Origin of the sequence: Cloacibacterium sp. TD35 (assembly GCF_028864635.1) — a bacterium.
GTDB lineage: Bacteria > Bacteroidota > Bacteroidia > Flavobacteriales > Weeksellaceae > Cloacibacterium.
Window position 1 is genome coordinate 2,281,187 of sequence record NZ_CP104850.1, and the last position, 20,945, is coordinate 2,302,131.

At 33.7% G+C, this 20,945-nt stretch carries 18 protein-coding genes and 3 tRNA genes; 17 read left to right on the plus strand and 4 right to left on the minus strand.

All coding sequences use genetic code 11. From position 1 onward, the window contains the following. Window positions 1-8 precede the first annotated feature (8 nt). The gene (locus N7277_RS10530) at window positions 9-1,010 is read right to left on the minus strand and encodes an N-acetylmuramoyl-L-alanine amidase (protein WP_274779502.1); all 1,002 of its coding nucleotides are present in this window, start codon (window positions 1,008-1,010) and stop codon (window positions 9-11) included. Between the two features lie 133 nt (window positions 1,011-1,143). Here N7277_RS10530 and N7277_RS10535 point away from each other — a divergent pair. The 14 genes from N7277_RS10535 (at window position 1,144) to N7277_RS10600 (ending at window position 14,980) form a co-directional block, all read left to right on the plus strand. Beyond that, window positions 1,144-1,228: transfer RNA gene (locus tag N7277_RS10535), tRNA-Ser, on the plus strand. Between the two features lie 13 nt (window positions 1,229-1,241). Next, window positions 1,242-1,316 (plus strand) — tRNA-Pro (locus tag N7277_RS10540). 30 nt (window positions 1,317-1,346) lie between these two features. Then, window positions 1,347-1,420, plus strand: a tRNA-Arg gene (locus N7277_RS10545). Window positions 1,421-1,473: 53 nt separating this feature from the next. Beyond that, window positions 1,474-2,688, plus strand: a complete 1,215-nt coding sequence (locus N7277_RS10550) for a glycosyltransferase (RefSeq protein ID WP_274779503.1) — start codon at window positions 1,474-1,476, stop codon at window positions 2,686-2,688. Between the two features lie 41 nt (window positions 2,689-2,729). Next, window positions 2,730-4,076: an AAA family ATPase gene (locus N7277_RS10555; protein ID WP_274779504.1), complete on the plus strand. Its 1,347-nt coding sequence runs from the start codon at window positions 2,730-2,732 to the stop codon at window positions 4,074-4,076. A 1-nt stretch (window position 4,077) separates the two neighbouring features. After that, complete coding sequence (locus N7277_RS10560) at window positions 4,078-5,238, plus strand: THUMP domain-containing class I SAM-dependent RNA methyltransferase (RefSeq protein ID WP_274779505.1); 1,161 nt, start codon at window positions 4,078-4,080, stop codon at window positions 5,236-5,238. Between the two features lie 78 nt (window positions 5,239-5,316). Further along, on the plus strand, window positions 5,317-5,862 hold the full coding sequence (locus N7277_RS10565) for a DUF1599 domain-containing protein (protein ID WP_274779506.1): 546 nt from the start codon (window positions 5,317-5,319) through the stop codon (window positions 5,860-5,862). Between the two features lie 16 nt (window positions 5,863-5,878). Beyond that, entirely contained in the window at window positions 5,879-6,973 is a 1,095-nt protein-coding gene (locus N7277_RS10570; protein WP_274779507.1) for a BT_3928 family protein, read from the plus strand. Between the two features lie 67 nt (window positions 6,974-7,040). After that, the gene (locus tag N7277_RS10575; protein ID WP_274779508.1) at window positions 7,041-7,388 is read left to right on the plus strand and encodes a TerB family tellurite resistance protein; all 348 of its coding nucleotides are present in this window, start codon (window positions 7,041-7,043) and stop codon (window positions 7,386-7,388) included. Between the two features lie 114 nt (window positions 7,389-7,502). After that, window positions 7,503-8,261 carry a triose-phosphate isomerase gene (gene tpiA / locus N7277_RS10580; RefSeq protein WP_274779509.1) on the plus strand — a complete coding sequence of 253 codons (759 nt, stop codon included), beginning with the start codon at window positions 7,503-7,505 and terminating at the stop codon, window positions 8,259-8,261. A 153-nt stretch (window positions 8,262-8,414) separates the two neighbouring features. Beyond that, complete coding sequence (prmA, locus tag N7277_RS10585; protein ID WP_274779510.1) at window positions 8,415-9,242, plus strand: 50S ribosomal protein L11 methyltransferase; 828 nt, start codon at window positions 8,415-8,417, stop codon at window positions 9,240-9,242. 13 nt (window positions 9,243-9,255) lie between these two features. Next, entirely contained in the window at window positions 9,256-9,642 is a 387-nt protein-coding gene (locus tag N7277_RS10590; protein WP_274779511.1) for an RDD family protein, read from the plus strand. Between the two features lie 97 nt (window positions 9,643-9,739). Further along, entirely contained in the window at window positions 9,740-12,397 is a 2,658-nt protein-coding gene (alaS, locus tag N7277_RS10595; protein WP_274779512.1) for an alanine--tRNA ligase, read from the plus strand. A gap of 129 nt (window positions 12,398-12,526) precedes the next feature. After that, window positions 12,527-14,980 carry a DUF5686 family protein gene (locus tag N7277_RS10600; RefSeq protein ID WP_274779513.1) on the plus strand — a complete coding sequence of 818 codons (2,454 nt, stop codon included), beginning with the start codon at window positions 12,527-12,529 and terminating at the stop codon, window positions 14,978-14,980. A 14-nt stretch (window positions 14,981-14,994) separates the two neighbouring features. On the opposite strand, the gene N7277_RS10605 is transcribed toward N7277_RS10600, so the two are convergent. After that, a complete protein-coding gene (locus tag N7277_RS10605) occupies window positions 14,995-15,465 on the minus strand; it encodes a thermonuclease family protein (RefSeq protein WP_274779514.1) in 471 nt (156 codons plus the stop codon). An 86-nt stretch (window positions 15,466-15,551) separates the two neighbouring features. On the opposite strand from N7277_RS10605, the gene prfB reads away from it, so the two are divergent. Further along, the gene (prfB, locus tag N7277_RS10610; RefSeq protein ID WP_274779515.1) at window positions 15,552-16,664 is read left to right on the plus strand and encodes a peptide chain release factor 2; all 1,113 of its coding nucleotides are present in this window, start codon (window positions 15,552-15,554) and stop codon (window positions 16,662-16,664) included. Window positions 16,665-16,690: 26 nt separating this feature from the next. On the opposite strand, the gene N7277_RS10615 is transcribed toward prfB, so the two are convergent. Together N7277_RS10615 and N7277_RS10620 are read right to left on the minus strand one after the other, a co-directional pair. After that, complete coding sequence (locus N7277_RS10615; RefSeq protein WP_274779516.1) at window positions 16,691-17,350, minus strand: DedA family protein; 660 nt, start codon at window positions 17,348-17,350, stop codon at window positions 16,691-16,693. Next, window positions 17,351-17,986, minus strand: coding sequence for a VTT domain-containing protein (locus N7277_RS10620; RefSeq protein WP_274779517.1), 636 nt, complete (start codon window positions 17,984-17,986; stop codon window positions 17,351-17,353). 119 nt (window positions 17,987-18,105) lie between these two features. On the opposite strand from N7277_RS10620, the gene dnaG reads away from it, so the two are divergent. Continuing rightward, window positions 18,106-20,022, plus strand: coding sequence for a DNA primase (gene dnaG / locus N7277_RS10625; protein WP_274779518.1), 1,917 nt, complete (start codon window positions 18,106-18,108; stop codon window positions 20,020-20,022). Between the two features lie 71 nt (window positions 20,023-20,093). Then, entirely contained in the window at window positions 20,094-20,771 is a 678-nt protein-coding gene (gene clpP, locus N7277_RS10630; RefSeq protein ID WP_274779519.1) for an ATP-dependent Clp endopeptidase proteolytic subunit ClpP, read from the plus strand. Window positions 20,772-20,945 lie beyond the last annotated feature (174 nt).

Consider the following 20,945-nt stretch of genomic DNA (forward strand, 5'->3'; position numbering starts at 1 on the left):
ATTTCTAATTATTTATTCGGATATTTCTGAATGAGAGCCTGTAAAATCGCCCATGTTTCCATATCTATTACACCGTCATAATTTTGTGGTCTAAAATGATATTGGAAGGCCTCAATAGTTTTCTTCGTAGCATCATCCCAAACTCCTGTTTCTGTAATTCCATAGCCAAATTGTTTTAGGGCAATCTGTACTTTCATCACAAAAGCCATGTCATTGATTTTAGTATTAAAATCTTCTGGAAGCATCTGAGACTGAATGCTCTGCACAACGGTATCATCATACCACATTCCTATTCCGTATTCGTCATATAATTTTTTCCAAGGAAATAATGGACCTGGGTCTTGTTTACGAGTTGGTGCAATATCAGAATGTGCTAAAACATTCGTAGGTGGAATTTGATAACGCGTCACAACATCTTGTACCAAAGCTGCCACTTTTTTCACTTGATGCTCTGGAAACGGAACGAAAACTCTTTTCCCGTCTACTACTTTAAAACCTTCATTCACGATTTCTATACCGATAGAAGTATCATTAAGCGTTGCATCTTTTCTCCATGAACTGATTCCTGCGTGATAAGACCTTTTGTTTTCGTCTACCAACTGATAAATTTCTATATCGGTAGAATCATTTACCAAATAGTGAGAACTTACGGCTTGAGTGGTTAAAACCCTCACAGATTTATCATGATCCAAAGCTGTGTAATGTAAAATCACATATTTCTGCCTAAAATTTTGTGCAATGGCAGGAAAATGATTTCTGGTCACTTTATAACCTTCTGGTTTTGCACCTACCAAAGATCCATAGCTGATGGTATTATCATTTTTAGCAGGATCAGCTATATTTACTGTAAAATAATCACCATGCACATCATGTTTTATCTCTGATTTGGGAGGTTTTGGTATCGTGGTATTAGTTGGTTGAGGTAAATGATTAGGTTTTGCAATTTCTTTTTGCGATCCGCAAGAAATAATTAAAGATGCTAAACCTATGAAATATAATGAATTACGCATTTTATTGATTTTTTAAAAGATTATTTATTCAAAAATACGAAAATTTTTAGCAATTTTTTTTTGGTTATTAAGGAAAACTGTCCTATATTTGCACTCGCAATTACGGAAGAGAAGTTCTTAAAAGAATTTGCAAGGAGGGTTGCCGGAGTGGTTAACGGAGCAGTTTGCTAAACTGTCGACTCGCAAGGGTCGCAAGGGTTCGAATCCCTTACCCTCCGCAACCAAGAAATTCGGGGTGTAGCGTAGTCCGGTCATCGCGCCTGGTTTGGGACCAGGAGGTCGCAGGTTCGAATCCTGCCACCCCGACAAAAAAAATCGAAAATTTTAAGAAAATTAGGGTGCGTAGCTCAGCTGGATAGAGCATCTGCCTTCTAAGCAGACGGTCTCAGGTTCGAATCCTGACGCGCTCACGAAAACCTCGCTTTTAGCGAGGTTTTTCTTTTTTTTAATTATATTTTAATGAATGAAAAATTTGGTAATTATTGGCAAAGTTTTCCCAGAACCTAATTCTACAGCTGCTGGTTCTAGAATGATTCAATTGATGGATTTATTCTTAACTCAAAATTATCAAATTACATTTCTTTCCACCGCTACTATTTCAGAAAATAGCTTTGACTTAAGCTCTAAAAACATTCAGTTTCAGAACATTTCACTCAATGACAGCAGTTTTGATGAACTCATCAAAAATCTAAACCCAGATATAGTTGTTTTTGACAGATTCACCACTGAAGAACAATTCGGGTGGAAAGTTTCAGAGCAAGTTCCGAATGCCGTTAAAATTCTCGACACCGAGGATTTACATTTCCTAAGAAACGCCAGAGAAAAAGCTTTTAGACAAAATAAATTTTTAGAAAATTCAGATTTAATCAATGACGTTTTCAAACGTGAAATAGCTTCCATTTTAAGATGCGACTTATCCCTCATTATTTCTGAATTCGAAATGAATTTACTCATTGAAAAGTTTAAAATGGACGAGAATATTCTCTTTTATCTTCCACTTTTTGGAGAGGTTAAAAACCCTGAAACTTCTTTTTCCGAAAGAAAAAACTTTGTCAGCATCGGTAATTTTTTACACGAACCGAATTGGCAAACCGTTCTCCAACTGAAGAAAATTTGGAAAGACATCAAAAAACAACTTCCAGAAGCCGAAATTCACATTTATGGTGCTTACGCAAGTGAAAAAGTCTTTCAATTGCACAACGAAAAAGAAGGTTTCATTATCAAAGGAAGAGCCGAAAGCGTAGAAACTGTTTTTAACACTGCTAAAGTTTTACTTGCACCCATTCCTTTTGGAGCTGGAATTAAAGGTAAATTGCTCGAAAGTATGCAATTTGGATTACCCAATGTTACTTCCGCAGTTGGTGCAGAAGCGATGCATGGAAACCTTGACTGGAATGGATTTATTACAGATGATGAAAACGAATTCATAGAAAAAGCAGTTCTACTCTATCAAGATGAAAATCTTTGGCAAAAATCCCAAGAAAATGGCTTCAACATTATAGAAAACAGATTCAAAAAAGAACTTTTTGAGCCCAATTTCATTCATAAAATTCAAGAAATTTCTGAGAATTTAGAATCATATAGAAACCAAAATATCTTAGGTCAAATTCTACAACATCACACGTTACAAAGCACTAAGTACCTGAGTAAGTGGATTGAAGAAAAGAACAAAAAATAATCCCACAAAATTTCCGTATTTTTACGCATTAAAGTGTAGATATGCCGCAAAAAATCACAGAATTAGCTCAAGAATTGGGAGTTACCACAGAATCTCTTAAAAACTTCATCGAAGATTTTGATTTAGACCTTTCAGAATGTCTTTTTCCAAACCTTGAAGTAAAGGATGATTTTGCCAAATTCGCTAGAGAAAACGTTAAGTTTTTGCAGAAATACGAAAAAGACTTAGTAGAGGAAAAATCTTCTACTCAAATTGCTTCAGAAATCCAACAGCCCGTAGAAAAAGTAGAGGCAATTATCAAAAAAAATAAACCTAATTTATTCGAAAACGGCTTGTATAAATCCTCGGTTTCTAGTTTCGGCATAGATAATAAACTCGGCGGAAATTACAGTTTCGTTTATGATTATTTTGGGCATTTAACCTCATTAACTCAGCGAGATTTCATCGGCTATAGAGATTTATATTTCTACATTACAGAAATGCTGAATCCTTTTATAGATGAGACCCAGACGAAAGATTGGGGCATCCAAAAACCTGCTGGAATTATTTTATACGGCCCACAAGGAAGTGGAAAAATTTTCTGGGCAAGAAAAATTGCTGAAATCATCAATTATGAGTTCAAAGAAGTGATGAATTCTTATTTGAGAACCAGTTTTATCAACGGAAAAAGAAGTGATTTTAATGATTTTTTAACTGCAATGATGAAGGAAGATAAAGTATTGCTATTTTTAGAAAACTTCCACGAAATTGCTCAAGAAAAACCAATTGACTACAGCATTTTTTCAGAAAACAAATCTACCAAAGATATTATTCTCCATTCGATTCATAAATTTGTGAACGAAGAGTTATTGATGGTGGTAGCTGCTACAAATTTGACTGGAATAGACAATGAGGTTTTTGCACCAGGAAGATTCGACATAAAAATTCCGATTTTCCCACCCAATGAAGATGAAAGAGCACAGATGATTATGCAATACATCACGCTTAACTTATCTGAAGACGCTATTCTGATGAAAATATTAAAACACAATGGTGCGGACAAAAAACCATATTGGAGTGAATATGCAAAACGCATGAATCTCTTCAGTAATACCATGATGATTGATTTCACCCAAAGTGTAAAAAAACGTCTTAGAAATGTGTATTTGCGCAAAAAAACACACGAATGCAAAATTGAAAAATCAATTCTAGAAGCCAGTTTCATAGAGTGTGCCAGTAAATTGACTGATGAATATTTAAACGAAGTTCAGCAGTTCATCAGAGAAGTTTCTGCCAATGATTATGATGTTTTTGCAGCGAGAATTGAAGCCATGAAGAAAGAATTTCAAGCTTATATTATTAAAGAAAAACCACAAAGAAAAATAGGTTTTAACGTAGAAGAAGATTAAAATGGATACAGAAAATTTAAAAATTCAGATAAAAACATTTTTTGGTTTAGAAGAAGTTCTTGCCGAAGAAATTAAAAAGTTAGGCGGAAGAAAAGTAGAGATTAAAAACCGCGCTGTAAACTGCGAAGGCGACCTTGGTTTTCTATACAAAATCAATTATTCTGCCAGAACAGCGGTTAAAATTTTGGTTCCTATTGCGACTTTTAAAGCATGGAACGAAAATAAATTTTATGACAAAGTTTTCGATTTTCCTTGGGAAACCGTGATGAGTGTAGACCAAAGTTTTGCCATAGATTCTACGGTTTATTCTGAAACGTTCACACATTCACAATTTGTCGCCTTGAAAATGAAAGATGCAATTTGTGATTATTTCGTGATGAAAGAAAGACGCAGACCAAATGTAGACCCGAAAAATCCTGATATTAAATTCCACCTTCATATTGACAGAGAATTGGTAACAATTTCTTTAGATTCTTCTGGAGACCCTTTATTTAAACGTAGTTACCGAAAAGAACAAGGTGAAGCGCCGATTAATGAAGTTCTCGCTTCGGGAATGTTGCAACTGGCAGGCTGGGACGGAAAAGGCAATTTTCTTGACCCTATGTGCGGAAGTGGAACGCTTTTAATCGAAGCAGCTATGCTAGCGATGGATTTACCTGCGCAGATTTTCAGAAAGAAATTTGCATTCCAAAATTGGAAAAACTATGACGCTGAGTTGTTTGCAAAAATTAAAGAATTCAGAATTAATAGGATTAAAGAATTTACGGGGAAAATTGTAGGTTACGACATTGATGCAAGAATGCTGAATGCTGCTAGAATCAACATAGAAGCGGCAGAAATGGAAGATGTAATCGAGGTAAAAAAACAGAATTTCTTTGAATCTGAAAAAGATATGTTTCCGTTGTTAATGGTTTTCAATCCGCCTTATGATGAGAGAATTGCGATTAACCAACCCGATTTTTACAAGAAAATTGGCGATACTTTTAAACAAAAATACCCGAATACATTGGCTTGGATGATTTCATCAGATTTAGAAGGCGTGAAAAATGTAGGTTTAAGACCTTCTAGAAAAATAAATTTGTTCAACGGAAAATTAGAATGCCGTTTCTTGCAATACGAAATGTATGAAGGAACGAAGAAGATTCATAAACTGGAGAAATAATAGAGATTCTTTCAATTTTTAAATTCTTTAATTTTTAATTATTTAATATCTTTACACATCAATTTTTCAAAAAATTACATGCAAAATACAGCTCAACAATTTAGCGAAGTTATCAATCAATGTCGTGATTTATTTTCTAAAAAATTACAAGATTACGGTGCAGCTTGGCGTGTTCTGAGACCGAGTTCTATTACTGACCAAATTTATATAAAAGTCAATAGAATCCGTACTTTACAGATGACTGACGTAAAAATGGTAGATGAACACGAAGAAAATGAATTTATAGCGATTGTGAACTACTCTATCATTGGTTTAATTCAGTTGGAAAAAGGTTTTTCTGAAAATTTAGACGAAGACAGAACCGAAATTCTGAAATTATATGATGATTACGCTCAAAAAGCAAAAGATTTAATGCTTCGTAAAAACCACGATTATGGTGAAGCTTGGCGCGAAATGAGAATTTCATCCATCACCGATTTAATTTATCAAAAAGTTCTTCGCACGAAACAAATTGAAGACAATCAGGGAAAAACGGTTGCATCCGAAGGAATTGACGCTAATTATTATGATATGCTGAATTACGCAGCGTTTTGTTTGATTAAGTTTTCGGAAACTAATTCCTAAACCCTAATTCCTAAAAATGAAAAGAATTTTAAGATACATTATTGCCGTTATTTTCATTGCATCTGGTTTTGTGAAAGCGATAGATGTAAAAGGTTTTTCTTTTAAACTCGAAGAATATTTTTCGCCAGACGTTTTTAATTTGACTTTTTTACAGAATTTCACTTTAGAAATTGCAATTTTTGTAGTCACATTAGAGTTGATTTTAGGATTAATGCTTTTGTTGAAAATGAAGCTAAAATGCACGCTCATTTCGTTAATTGCATTGTGCGTTTTCTTTGCATTTCTCACATTTTATTCAGCGTATTATAACAAAGTTACAGACTGCGGTTGTTTTGGAGATGCCATCAAATTCACACCTTGGCAGAGTTTCTGGAAAGACATGGCGCTGCTTTTTGGTTTAATTATTCTTTGGTTTTTAAATAAAAAATCAGACACATTAAATAATGAAAAAGGATTTCTAAAAATGCCATTTCTTGGAATTGGAATTTTAATTTCTGCGTACGTTATTTATTACGGAATTGTACACGAACCTTTGATTGATTTCAGAGATTATAAATTTGGAACTGACTTAAATGTAGAAAAACAAAAAATATCGGCCAATCCTTCGGAATACAAAACTTCTTACACGCTGAAAAACGCCAAAACTAGCGAGGAAAAAGTGGTAGGACAAGATGATTTCATCAATCAAAAAGAATATTGGGAAGAAGGAACACCATGGCAAATTCAGAAAGGTAAAGAAGTTTCTGTTTTAGTAAAACAAGGTTATCAGTCTTCTATTGATAAATTTAAATTAGAAGACGAAAACGGAAATGATATCACTGACCAAATTATACGTTCACCGAAAGTGTATTTGATTTTCTCTTATAAACCAAAGGAAATTTCTTACGGAGCACATCCATCAGAAGAAATTCAAGAAAAACTAGAATTGGTGGCTGGAAAATCTCCAATTTATGAAATCTCAACAGAAAAATCAGATTTATTAGGTTTTCAACATTTAACAATGGACGGAACTGCTATCAAAACTATTGCAAGAAGCAATCCTTTTGTTTTGGTCTTAGAAAACGGTAAAATTGTAGAAAAGAAAAGTCTGGAAGATTTTTTAAAACATTAAAATAAAAAAACTTTGCGCTCATTGCGAAAAACTTTGCGACTTTGCGTGAAAAATAAACAAAAATAAAATGAGAAAAACCAACAAATCCATCGCAGGATATCATTTATTGATGATTCTTTCGGCTGTAGATTATAAATTTCATGTAGGCGAAGAAAAAGTCATCAGAGAATACTTAGAAGAAGAATTTCCGTTCCATGTGAATTTGGATAACGAGTTAGAAGTGATTTCTGCACTTCAACCTAGCGATTGGAAAGACCATTTTGAGTTTCAGGCACATTGTTTCCTTGACGATTCTACCGAAAAAGAACGCGAAGAATTTAAACAATTTGCAAAAAGACTCATCAAAGCAGATACCAACGTTTCAGACAGAGAGCATGACTTCTACTCTTTGATGAAAACCATTTGGAAAATGTAATTTTATATGAAAATTTAAAATAACTGATTCAATTCATACCATAATATTTCTGTTAATCTTTAAAAATTCAGAAATTTGCAAAAATTTAAAATTTAACCTCAATACTTTATAGAAATGAGAAAAAACATTGTAGCAGGAAACTGGAAAATGAACAAAAATGTAATTGATGCTCAGCAATTAATGGCTCAATTATTAGATTATAAAAAAGCTAATGCCACCAATTGCGAAGTGTGGATTGCGCCGCCTTCATTGTATTTAATGATGGCAAGAGATATTTTCGAAAATAACGAAGTTGGTGTTTTTTCACAAGACATGAGCGAATACGAAAGTGGCGCTTACACAGGTGAAATTTCTGCAGATATGTTACAATCTATCGAAGCAGACGGTTCTATCATTGGTCACAGCGAAAGAAGACAATACCATGGTGAAACCGATTCTCACTGCAACAGAAAAGTGAAATTGGCTTTAGATAAAGGTTTAACTCCTATTTATTGCAACGGAGAAACTTTGGAACAAAGAAAAGCTGGTCAACATCTTGAAGTGGTGAAAAACCAAACAGAAACTGCTCTTTTCACTCTTTCTGCTGAAGAAATTAAAAAAGTGGTAATCGCTTACGAACCAGTTTGGGCAATCGGAACTGGTGAAACTGCTTCTCCAGAACAAGCGCAAGAAATTCACGCGCACATAAGAAGTCTTATCGCTGCTAAATACGGACAAGAAGTAGCTGATGAAATCTCTATTCTTTACGGAGGTTCTGTAAAACCAGACAATGCTAAGGAAATTTTCTCTCAACCAGATATTGACGGTGGTTTAATTGGTGGAGCTGCTTTAAAATTAGAAGATTTTTCTAAAATTATTGAAGGATTTAACTAGAAGGAAGATTCAAGAATCAAGATATAAGACTGAGCCGAAAGAAATTTTCGGCTTTTTTCTTTTACAATTCGGAAACTTAGCCGCTCGCTTCGCTCGCGCCATAAAATTTCACTAAATTTGCACGGAATTTAAAAAACATCTAACACGCAACACATGCAAAACTATACAGAATTCAACTTCAAAATACAACCACTTGAACCTTGGAACGAAATCTTAATGGCAGAACTTATTGAAATAGGTTTTGACAGTTTCACGGAAGAACTAGAAGGAATTTTAGCATACATTCCAACGGATTTGGTGAATGAAGAGAATTTCAAAACCCTAGAAATTTTCAATAATGAAAATGTAAAAATTTCTTACACTTTCCAAGAAATGCCGAACATCAACTGGAACGAAGAATGGGAAAAAAACTTCTCTCCGATTAATGTAGAGGATAAGGTTTTAATTCGTGCAGAATTTCACGAACCAAATCCTGCGATGGAAGAAATCATTATTCAGCCGAAAATGTCTTTCGGAACGGGACATCACCCAACTACGCATCTCATGATTCAGCAAATGCTGGAAATGGATTTCAAAGACAAAAAAGTTTTGGATATGGGTTGTGGAACTTCCGTTCTTGCAATTTATGCCAAAATGAAAGGCGCAAAAGATGTTCTGGCGATTGATATTGATGAATGGTCAGTTGAAAATTCTAAAGAAAACGCTGAGAGAAACAACGTAGAACTCAGAATAGAACTGGGAACTGCCGAAAATTTAGGAAAAGAAAAATTTGACATTATCTTAGCAAATATCAACAGAAATATCTTGATTTCAGACATCCCAACTTACGTAAAAGACCTGAACGAAGGCAGCGAACTATTGCTTTCTGGCTTATGTTTCTTTGATGTAGATGATATTCTAGAAGTTTGTACAGAACAAGGTCTTAAACTCAAAAACAAACAACAGCGCGAAGAATGGTGCAGCTTGCTTTTGGAAAAATAAATTTTTAGAATTGATGTTTACAGAATTAATCAAAAAAAGAATCTTTGCTTACTTAATTGACGGTGTGGTCATTTCTACTCCGCTTTATATTGTAGGAATTATTTATTGGGATTATATTTTGACGGCTCATCCAAGTCAATTGTCTAAGTTAACTTTATATTTACAATTTATTCCTTTCTTTTTATATTTTTTTATTTCAGAGATGTTTTTTGATAAAACATTGGGCAAAAAATTAATGAAATTAAAGGTCATTCAAACAGAGAACAAAAATAAATTCACAACTATTTTCATTAGAACAATATCACGATTAATTCCTCTAGATTTAGCAACTTTTTTAATTTTTGAAAACGAACTTTTACATGATAAAATTTCAAAAACAAAAGTTGTAGAAAATATTTAACGTTCAAATTCATTTGAGCGTTTTTTTATTTCCACATCATGTTCAAAATCATTAAATTTGCGTCTTTACAAAAACATATATAGAAAGCATTATCAATATGACTTCACAAGAAATACGCCAACAGTTTTTAGATTTTTTCAAAAGCAAAGGACACTTAATTGTTCCTTCTGCTCCAATTGTGCTGAAAGATGACCCTACTCTGATGTTTTCCAACTCTGGAATGACTCAGTTTAAGGACTATTTCCTTGGCTACAAAGAACCAAAAGCACCTAGAATTGCCGATACTCAAAAATGTTTGAGAGTTTCTGGAAAACACAATGATTTGGACGATGTAGGTCGTGATACGTATCACCACACCATGTTCGAAATGTTGGGAAACTGGAGTTTTGGAGATTATTTCAAAAAAGAAGCCATCGATTTTGCTTGGGAATTATTGACAGAAGTTTATAAAATTCCAAAAGAAAACCTATATGTAACCATTTTTGAAGGAGACGCTTCAGAAAATTTAGAGCGCGACCAAGCTGCTTACGATTTTTGGAAGGCACACATTTCAGAAGACAGAATTATCAATGGAAACAAGAAAGATAATTTCTGGGAAATGGGTGAATCTGGACCTTGCGGACCTTGTTCAGAAATTCACGTAGACCTACGTTCTGAAGAAGAAAAAGCAAAAACTCTGGGTGTTCAGTTGATTAACCAAGATCATCCTCAAGTTGTAGAAATTTGGAATAACGTATTCATGGAGTTCAACAGAAAAGCTGATGGAACTCTAGAAAAACTTCCTGCGCAACATGTAGATACAGGAATGGGATTTGAGAGACTTTGTATGGCGTTGCAAGGTAAAAAATCTAATTATGACACCGATGTTTTCACTCCGCTGATTGCAAAAGTAGAAGAACTTTCTGGCAAAAAATATGAAGGAATTTTAGAAAACGAAAAAGATATTGCGATTAGAGTTGTTGTAGACCATATTCGTGCGGTTGCTTTTGCAATTGCAGACGGTCAGTTGCCTTCTAATGGTGGTGCTGGTTACGTAATTCGTAGAATTTTGAGACGTGCCATTTCATATTCTTACAGATTTTTAGACATGAAAGAGCCTTTCTTATATGAATTGGTGGCTGTGCTAAAAAATCAAATGGGAGCTTTCTTCCCAGAAATTGTGAAGCAAGAAAAATTGGTGACCGAAGTGATTAAAGAAGAAGAAAATTCTTTCTTGAAAACCATCGAACACGGTTTGGTGCGTCTAGATCACATCATAAAAGATACCATTGCTAAAAACGAAAAAGTATTACCAGGAGCTGAAGTTTTTGAACTGTATGATACTTATGGTTTCCCAGCTGATTTATCTAGAATTATTGCCGAAGAAAAGCAATTAACTGTAGATGAAAAAGGCTTCGATGAAGAAATGGAGAAACAAAAACAACGTTCTAAAAAATCATCGGCGCAAAAAGTTTATGACTGGGTAATTTTAGAAGAAAAACCAGAAACTTTCGTAGGTTATGACCAAACTTCTTCTGAGACTTACATTACAAGATATAGAAAAGTAGAAAATAAAGACGGAGAATTCTTCCAAATTGTACTGAATAAAACACCTTTCTATCCTGAAGGTGGTGGTCAGGTTGGTGACAAAGGAATTCTTATTCCAAGTTATGCAGAAGGTTTTGACCTTGCTAATCCTGCTGCTTTTGACAGAAAAAATGCTACTGAAATTTTAGAAGTTTTAGAAACTAAAAAAGAAAATAACCTCATCATTTCTTTGGTGAAAGAATTACCAAAAGATGCAGGAGCACTTTTCTACGCAGAAGTAAACACCGCAGACAGAAAAAACTCACAAGCAAATCACTCTGTAACACACTTGTTGCACGAAGCTTTGAGAGACGTTTTAGGAACGCACGTAGAACAAAAAGGTTCTTATGTAGGGCCAGAATATTTGCGTTTTGACTTCTCTCATTTTTCAAAAATGAACGAAGAAGAATTGGCTTTGGTGGAGGAAAAAGTAAATGCTAAAATCAAGGAAAATATCCCGTTACAGGAATTCAGAAATATCCCGATTCAAGAAGCGCTATACAAAGGAGCAATGGCACTTTTCGGGGAAAAATATGGTGACAATGTAAGAATGATTCAATTCGGAAGTTCTAGAGAATTATGTGGTGGAACACACGTAAAATCTACTGGCGAAATTGGCCATTTCAAATTGGTTGCAGAAAGTTCTACAGCTGCTGGAATTAGAAGAATAGAAGCGATTTCTGGTGATAAAGCATCGGAATATTTCAAAAATTTAGAAAACCAACTGAAAGAAGTTTCTGCGTTATTAAAATCTAAAGATTTAGTAAAATCTATCGAAAAATTGCTTGAAGAAAACGCAACTCTAAAATCTGAAGTTGAAGCTTTGAAAAAAGAAAAAGCAAAAGACGAAATTAACGATTGGAAAAACGCTTTCGTACAAAAAGGCGACAAGCAATTATTGGTAAAACGAACTTCTCTAGACGCTGGTTCGGTAAAAGACATTGTCTTCCAATTGAAAAAAGAAATTCCAAATTCTGTAACGATTGTAATTTCTGACGCAGGCGAAAAACCAATGATTACCGTTGGCGTTTCTGCAGATTTAGAAGCAAATTATCATGCTGGAAACATCGTAAAAGAACTCGCAAAAGAAATCCAAGGTGGTGGAGGTGGAAACCCAGGTTTTGCAACTGCTGGTGGAAAAAACCTTGCAGGAATTGAAAATGCTTTAAATAAAGCGATGGAAATTTAATTTTACAAAAATTTAAAATATTTTAACCCTTTCAAGAAAATTGAGAGGGTTTTTTAATAAAATTTTGTGATTTTATGAGCGTTTGTGTAACATTTTAATCTATAGTTTTGTCTTATTAGAAAAAACCAAATGAAACAAACTTTATCGGCGCTATTTCTCCTTTTTTTTACTTTATATTTTTCTCAAAATCAACTCCAAGTTATCAATGCTAAAAATCAAAAAGCCGTTTACAATGCCGCCGTATACTGTGATGATGATTTGCTTGGAAAAACAGATGCAAATGGAAAATTAACTTTCAAAACTAAATGTAAAAAAGTAGAAATTTTTGCCAATAATTTTGAAGACAAAGAAATCAGTGTGCAAAAAGAAATGAAAGTTTATTTAACCCCAAGTAAAGAAAAAACTGGAAATATAGACAAAGTTATTCTCACCGATAAAAGCGACGCAAAAGCCCTAAAAATTCTAGACGAATTCAATAAAAATTACAAAAAAAACAGTCCACAAGCATTAGATTCTTATCAATTCAAATCATACAGTAAAATTTCGATTGATGTAGACCAAGATTCTATCGCAGATTATCAAAATTTTCTCGCCAAAAGAACAGATTCTTTAGCAAAAATTGAAAAGAGAAAGTTCAAACAAAAAGACAAAGAAAAGAAAGATTCACTTCTGGGTGAAGATTTCGTAAATGCAACCAAGGAAAGTCAGTTTTTTCTTTGGGAAAAAGCTACAGAACATCAATTTTCTCAGAAATACGGAGACAAAACCAATATTTTAGACAGCAGAATGTCTGGTTTTCCTAATCCAATTTATGAAGCTTTGGCATTGAATATTTCTTATCTCAATCGTATTCCGAGACAGTTGAGCCCGGAAAATCGCAACATTTATCGTTATTATCTTTCAGACACAATTGAAATTGACAATAGAAAAACATACGTGATTAAATTCAAAGAAATCACCAATAAATTGAAGCAAAACCCAAGAAAATACAATGGTAAAATTTACATTGATACAGAAAATTTTGCTTTAAAAAAACTGGAAACCAGCAGTAAAAAACGAAACGAAGGAAGCGGAACCATCATTTGGAAACCTATTAACAATAAATGGTTTTTGGTTTCTGAAAACCTGAAAGTAAAAATGGGCGACACTCGTTTTGAAACCACCAAAAAAGACAGTGTAAAAAAAGACGAAAAGCAAAAATTCAAAACCAAAAAATTCGGCAATTTTCTTTATGTAAAAAACCAATATTTTGATTTCGAAACCAATATTGCTCAACAAAAAAGTGATTTTTCTGGCTATTCTTTAGAGGTAAAAAATGCTGATGGAAGATTGCTTTCTCAATACAGAACAGATTCTTTATCGGCTAGAGAAAGCGCAACGTATCAAAAAATAGACACCATAGTCAAAAAAGCAGATGTTGAAAAAAGAGTGAGCCTCATCACCAATTTATTGAAAGGAAATATCCGTTATAAAATGCTAGATTTTGATGTTTTAAAATTCTTTGAACTCAATAAATATGAATCGTTAAGATTGGGAATCGGCGTAAAACTCAATGAGAAATTTTCTAAAACTTTTTCACCAGGTTTTTATGTTGGTTATGGCTTCAAAGACCATCGTTGGAAATACGGAGTGGGTTTAGACACCAAACTTTCTAGCAAAAGAACTTCTGTTTTTAGAGTTCACTATTCCGATGATATTTTTGCTGCTGGAAGAATCAACAAAACTTTTTGGGACAGCCCAATGAAATTCAATGAATTTAACCTGAATATTTACAATGATCATTTTTACAGAAATCAGCAATTTGGAGCATCGTTTTTGTATGATGTGAGCAATTCTTTGAATGCAAAATTGTCTTTAACCCGAGAAAAACAAAATGCACTGTTTGATTATCAATACCAAAACTTCGCCAATGATTTTCAGAATTTCAGCACTACTCTATCACTAAAATATGCGCCAAAAGATAAAAATCTGATGACTCCTTCAGGAAAACTCACCTATCAAAAAGGTTATCCTCAGTTTTATGTGAATTTTGAAAAAGGATTTGAAATTTTGGGCGGAAAATTAGATTATCACCGTTTAGATGCTTTTGTCATTCATCAATTCAAGTCTAAAATAGGAACTTCTCAAATTAAAATCTCTGGAGGTATTTCTTCTGGAAATTCTCCTATTTGGAAGAATTTTGAAATCGTAGGAGATCTAAATGCAGGTTCCAGCAGTTTATATTCTAAAATAAATACGCCTTCTACTTTTAGTTTTGTAACGATGCCATCAGGAATTTTTTATGTAGACCAGTTTGCGGCGCTTCATTTCTCTCAAGAATTACCTTTTCAGTTTAAAACCTTCGGAAGTAGAGTTTCAAAGATAAAACTGGCGTATCATTCAGTGATTGGAAGCTTTAAAAATCCTGAAAATCATCAATTTGATTTTAAAGTTTTAGACCATCCTTATCAAGAAGTAGGTGCAGTTTGGAACAGATTTTTAGGAAGAGGATTTGATGTAGGATTTTTCTACCGATTAGGATATTACCAAACCTCAAATTTCAATGATAATTACGGAATTCAGATTAAATTAAGTGGTTTTTAAATAGAATTCGATAATCATTTCCACATTCCGAGTTTTAGTTTTCGGGCGTTTCGTTCTGCTTGAGTAAATTTTTCTACGAATTTCACATTCGGCGGAAAAGTAGAAACTACGGCGTAACCTTTTTCAACCAAATATTGGTTCAAAAAGATGCCATTTTCGAGGTAAACATAAGCTAAAACTCTTCCGTATCTGTCAATTTTTTGAACATCAAAAGTCAATTTCACCTTTTTGTTTCTCAAAAGCTGAGTAACGAAAATTTTAGCTTCAGTTCCGAAGTATTCTTTACGAACTTTTGTGCCTACATTTCGAGTTTCAGGCGCATCAATGCCAATTAATCTGATTTTATATTTTTCTGATGATGAAGTAGTGACGTAAAAAGTATCACCATCTGTAATTTTAGAAACTTTGTACCAAGTATTTTCTTGTAATTGAGCTTTAGCAAAGAAAAACAGAAAAGTAAAAAGGAAAATGAGTTGGGTTCTCATTCCACAAAACTAGAAATTTTAAAAATAAAAACAGTGGCATACAATCTAAATAAAACCTTATTTTTGCACATCTAAAGATTTTAGTTTTGATTACAACAGACCAACTTAAAGATACACAAAAACGCATCGAAGATTTGCATAAATTTCTTCAAATTGAAAAGAAGAAACTAGAAATAATCAACGATGACGAAAAAACAGCTGCTCCAGAATTTTGGGACAACCCTAAAGAAGCTGAAGGCTTCCTAAAACAATTGCGTTCTAAGAAAAAATGGGTAGAAGATTATGAAGAGATTCATACGCAGTTTGAAGATTTGCAAGTTTTGGTAGAATTTGCCAAAGAAGATGCTGATTCTGAAAAAGAATTAGACGAACAATTTCCTCAATTAGTTGAAAAAATAGAAAATCTAGAGTTCAAAAACATGCTTTCTAATGAAGGTGATGAACTTTCTGCTGTACTGCAAATTACCGCAGGAGCTGGTGGTACAGAATCTTGTGATTGGGCTTCTATGCTCATGAGAATGTACCAAATGTGGAGCGAAAAGCAAGGCTATAAAATTCGTGAACTGAATTACCAAGAAGGCGATGTCGCTGGTGTAAAAACCGTAACCTTAGAAATAGACGGAGAATATGCTTTTGGTTATTTGAAAGGAGAAAATGGAGTTCACCGTTTGGTAAGAATTTCGCCGTTTGACAGCAATGCAAAGCGTCATACCAGCTTTGTTTCGGTGTATGTTTATCCTTTGGTAGATGATTCTATAGAAATTAATATTAATCCAGCAGATATTACTTTTGAAACCATGCGAGCTTCTGGAGCTGGTGGACAAAACGTGAACAAGGTAGAAACCGCAGTACGTCTTCGTCATGCTCCTACAGGAATTATCATCGAAAACTCAGAATCTCGTTCTCAGCTTCAAAATAAAGAAAAAGCGATGCAACTCTTAAAATCTCGTCTCTACGAAATGGAGCTTGAAGAAAGAATGAAAGCTAGAAATGAAATTGAAGCCAATAAAATGAAAATTGAATGGGGAAGCCAAATTAGAAACTACGTTATGCACCCGTATAAATTGGTGAAAGATGTACGTTCTGGCTACGAAACTTCTGATGTAGACGGCGTAATGAACGGAAATATCACTCCTTTCCTCAAAGCGTTTTTAATGAACGAAGGAACAGCGGTTACTGATGATGATTTTGATTTATAAATGATAAAAAAAGGAAGTTTAAAATTTTAAACTTCCTTTTTCTTTGAAAATAATATTTGTTTGATGAGCGGAATATTTGCCAAAACAATAATTCCCCAAATCATATAATCTAAATTATCTTTTACCCATTGTATTCTTCCTAAATTGTAGCCTAACAAGCCTATTACACCTACCCAAAGAACTGCTCCAATCATACTGAAACTTAAAAAAGTAGAATATTTCACTTTAGTAGAGCCACATAAAAATGGAACTATCGTTCTAATTACAGGAACAAAACGAGCAATGATGATAGAATTCTTACCGTTTTTATCAAAAAAATCTTTGGCTTTTTCTAGATGTTTTTTCTTAATAAAAAAATCTTTTTCGCTATTCATTATGTAATCACCAAAACGTTTTCCCACGTAGTAGTTTACATTATCTCCTAAAATAGCCGCTAAAATAAGCAAAGGGATTACCAAATAAATATTAAGAGAACCTTCTTGAGCTAACAAACCGATGGTAAAAATCAATGCATCACCAGGTAAAAATGGCATAAGAAAAGAGGCTACAATAAGACCGGTTTCTGCAAAAACGATTAAAAACAAGAAAACATAAACCCAATTATGATACTTTTCTATAATCGCTAAAAGTACCTGATCAGGCTTGGAAACAAAGTCTAAGAGGAAACTCCAAATGCTTTCTAACATTTACTTTTTTCTTTTAATTGCTTTAAAGATAATAGGTAAAACTGAAATAAACACAATTCCTAAAACAAATTTTTCAAAATTTAATTTTACCCACTCTATGTTTCCTAGAAAATATCCTAGCAAGGTAATAGAGGTAACCCAAATGAAAGCACCTGTAATACAGTATAATAAATAGATTCTATATTTCATTTCTCCTGCTCCTGCTACAAAAGGGGCAATGGTTCTCACAATTGGGATAAATCTTGCTAGAATTACTGTTTTTCCACCATTTTCTGCAAAATATTTTTCAGTGTCTTCTATGTGAGATTTCTTTAAAAATAAAATTCTTTCTTTAGACTGAATAAAATCTCCGAATTTTTTCCCGATAAAGTAATTTACATTATCTCCTAAAAGTGCTGCTAAAACCAACAATGGTATAATGGTATAAATGTCTATTTGACCTGTTGTAGAAGCAATTAAACCTACTGCAAAAAGTAGAGAATCTCCTGGTAAAAATGGCATTACGACCACACCAGTTTCTACAAAAATCACTAAAAATAAAAATAAGTAAATGTAAATGCCATAGTCTCTAATAATCTCGGTAAGTACTAATAAGGGATTTCCTAAAAAATCAAGGATAAATTGTATTAATTCCATTAAGTTAATATATATGAAGCAAAGATAATATTTAAAAACAAAAACATCTGTTAAAGAATTCTAAAAAAATCAATGAAAAGCCATTAAAAAAGCTTAACTTATTTTTGTAATTTTACAAAATGATTTCTCAAAAGACCATAGATAAAATTTTCTCTACGATTCGAGTAGAAGAAATTATCGGTGAATATGTTCAGTTAAAACGTGCAGGCTCTAATTTTAAGGGCTTGAGTCCGTTTCATGAAGAAAAAACACCGAGTTTTGTGGTTTCTCCTAGCAAACAAATTTGGAAGGACTTCTCCTCTGGAAAAGGTGGAACAGCCATTACTTTCCTCATGGAAATCGAAGGATTTACCTATCCAGAAGCGCTGAGACATGCTGCCAAAAAGTACGGCATAGAAATAGAAGAAGACCAAGTAGAATATTCTGAAGAGCAGAAAAAAGCCCAATCTGAAAGAGAAATTCTCTACAAAATTCATGAAGTTGCCAATACTTTTTTCCAAGAAAACCTTTGGGAAACCGAAGAAGGAAAAACCATTGCGCTCTCCTATTTCAAGGAGCGTGAACTGCATGATGACATCATCAAAAAATTTCAATTAGGCTATTCTCCAGAAAAGAAAAATGCTTTTACAGAATATGCTTTAGAAAAAGGATATGAAAAAGAAATTTTAGAAAAATCTGGAATTTCTATTTTCCCAGAAAATTCGCCCAATGGAATTGACCGATTCCGCGAACGCGTGATTTTCCCAATACACAGTTTTTCGGGAAGAGTTTTAGGTTTCGGAGCGAGAATTCTGAAATCAAATGTAAAAACTGCTAAATATCTCAATTCGCCAGAAACCGAAATTTACCATAAATCTAATGTTCTCTATGGCTTAAACCAAAGTAAACAAGCCATTTCCAGAGAAAATTTATGTTTATTGGTTGAAGGTTATATGGACGTGATTTCGCTTCACCAAAGCGGAATAGAAAACGTAGTAGCAAGTTCAGGAACTGCGCTTACAACGGAACAAATTAAACTCATTAAACGCCTCACCGAAAACGTAACCATACTTTTTGACGGAGATGCAGCAGGAATTAAAGCCAGTTTCAGAAGTATAGACATGTTGCTTTCTGAGGGAATGAATATTCGCGTGGTATTATTTCCTGACGGCGATGACCCAGATAGTTTTGCCAGAAAAAATCCTAGAGATTTTGTAGAAGATTTCATTAAAAATCAAGCGAAAGATTTCATTGATTTCAAAGCTGAAATTCTTTTAAAAGAAGCCAATAACGATCCTATTAAGAAAGCAGAAGCGATTAGAGATATTGTAAAATCTATTGGTTTCGTTTCTAATGCTTTAAAACAAGAGGTTTACCTAAAACAAGTTTCTACCCAATTTGGACTTTCGGAACAATCGCTTTTTAATGAACTTGGCGTTCAGAAACAGGTGGTTCAACAGCAAAAACCTGCCGAAAAAAGAGAAACAAACGTTGTAAAACTTGAAAAAGTTCAAGAATTTACAGAAACCGTTAACCCTCTTTTAGTTTTAGAAGAAAAACTGGTAGAACTCATGTTGAAATTTGGTCAATTTAAGCTGTATGGAAAAACGCTCCAAAATGAAAAATATGAAACTACTGTCATTGAAGAAATAATCAATCATTTAGATGAAGACCAATATCAACCGATTTCTCCTTTAAATCAAAGAATCATTGAAGAAATAAAATCAGGGATTCAACAAAATGAACTTCGTTCCAGTGATTTCTTCAAAACTTTTATGGATGAAGAAGTCGTTACAAAAACTGCAGATGCATTAATTAACGCACATGAAACCAGCAATTGGGAAAAACACAACATCTACTTCAGTAAAGAAGAAGAATTGGTAGACAAAATTGTAAAAGATGTCATCATCAGACATAAAAGAGAATTAGTGGTAAAAATCATAAACGATTTAAAACATCAAATTTCAGAAGAAAATTCAGCGGAAACCTATCAAAAAATCATCACCCTCACTAAACTCAAAAATAAAATAGACGAAAATTTATTTAGAATTTTGTGACACTTTGGCTAAATTTGTAAAAAGGAACAGACTTTGCCTATAACTCATCATAATGAATCAAAACATTACACATGGATATTAAAAAAGAATTCAGAGATTTCTCTGTAAAACATTTAGGAAATAGCGGATTAGCAACTGACCAATACATGGGGATTTTTAACCCTACCAACCTTACACCTTACATTATGGAAGAACGTAGAATGAACGTAGCTCAAATGGACGTTTTCTCTCGTCTCATGATGGATAGAATTATCTTCTTGGGAACTGGGATTGATGACCAAGTTGCCAATATTGTAACCGCTCAATTGTTATTTTTAGAAAGTTCAGACCCTTCTAAAGACATTCAGATTTACATCAATTCTCCAGGCGGAAGCGTTTACGCAGGATTAGGAATTTATGACACCATGCAAATCATCAAACCAGATGTAGCCACTATTTGTACTGGTATGGCTGCAAGTATGGGAGCTGTTTTATTAGTTGCTGGTGAAAAAGGAAAACGTTCTGCACTTAAACATTCTAGAGTGATGATTCACCAGCCAAGTGGTGGCGCTCAAGGTGTGGCAAGTGATATGGAAATCAACCTAAGAGAGATGCTAAAACTTAAAAAAGAGTTGTATGACATTATTTCTGCACACTCTGGTCAGACTTACGAATGGGTAGAAAAAGCGTCAGACCGTGATTATTGGATGACTTCTACCGAAGCAAAAGAATTCGGAATGGTAGACGAAGTTTTAGAGAAAAAATCTTAAAATTTTAGAAAACATCATATTAAAGAACGTGCATTTAGTGCGTTCTTTTTTATTTTTTATGGCAATTTTTGCAAATTTTCCATCGCAAAATCATTTTCAAAAATTTGCAAAACCAGGCTGTCTGTTGCAATTCCTCACGCCAAAGCTTACAAAAATACCACTTAATTTGCCCAC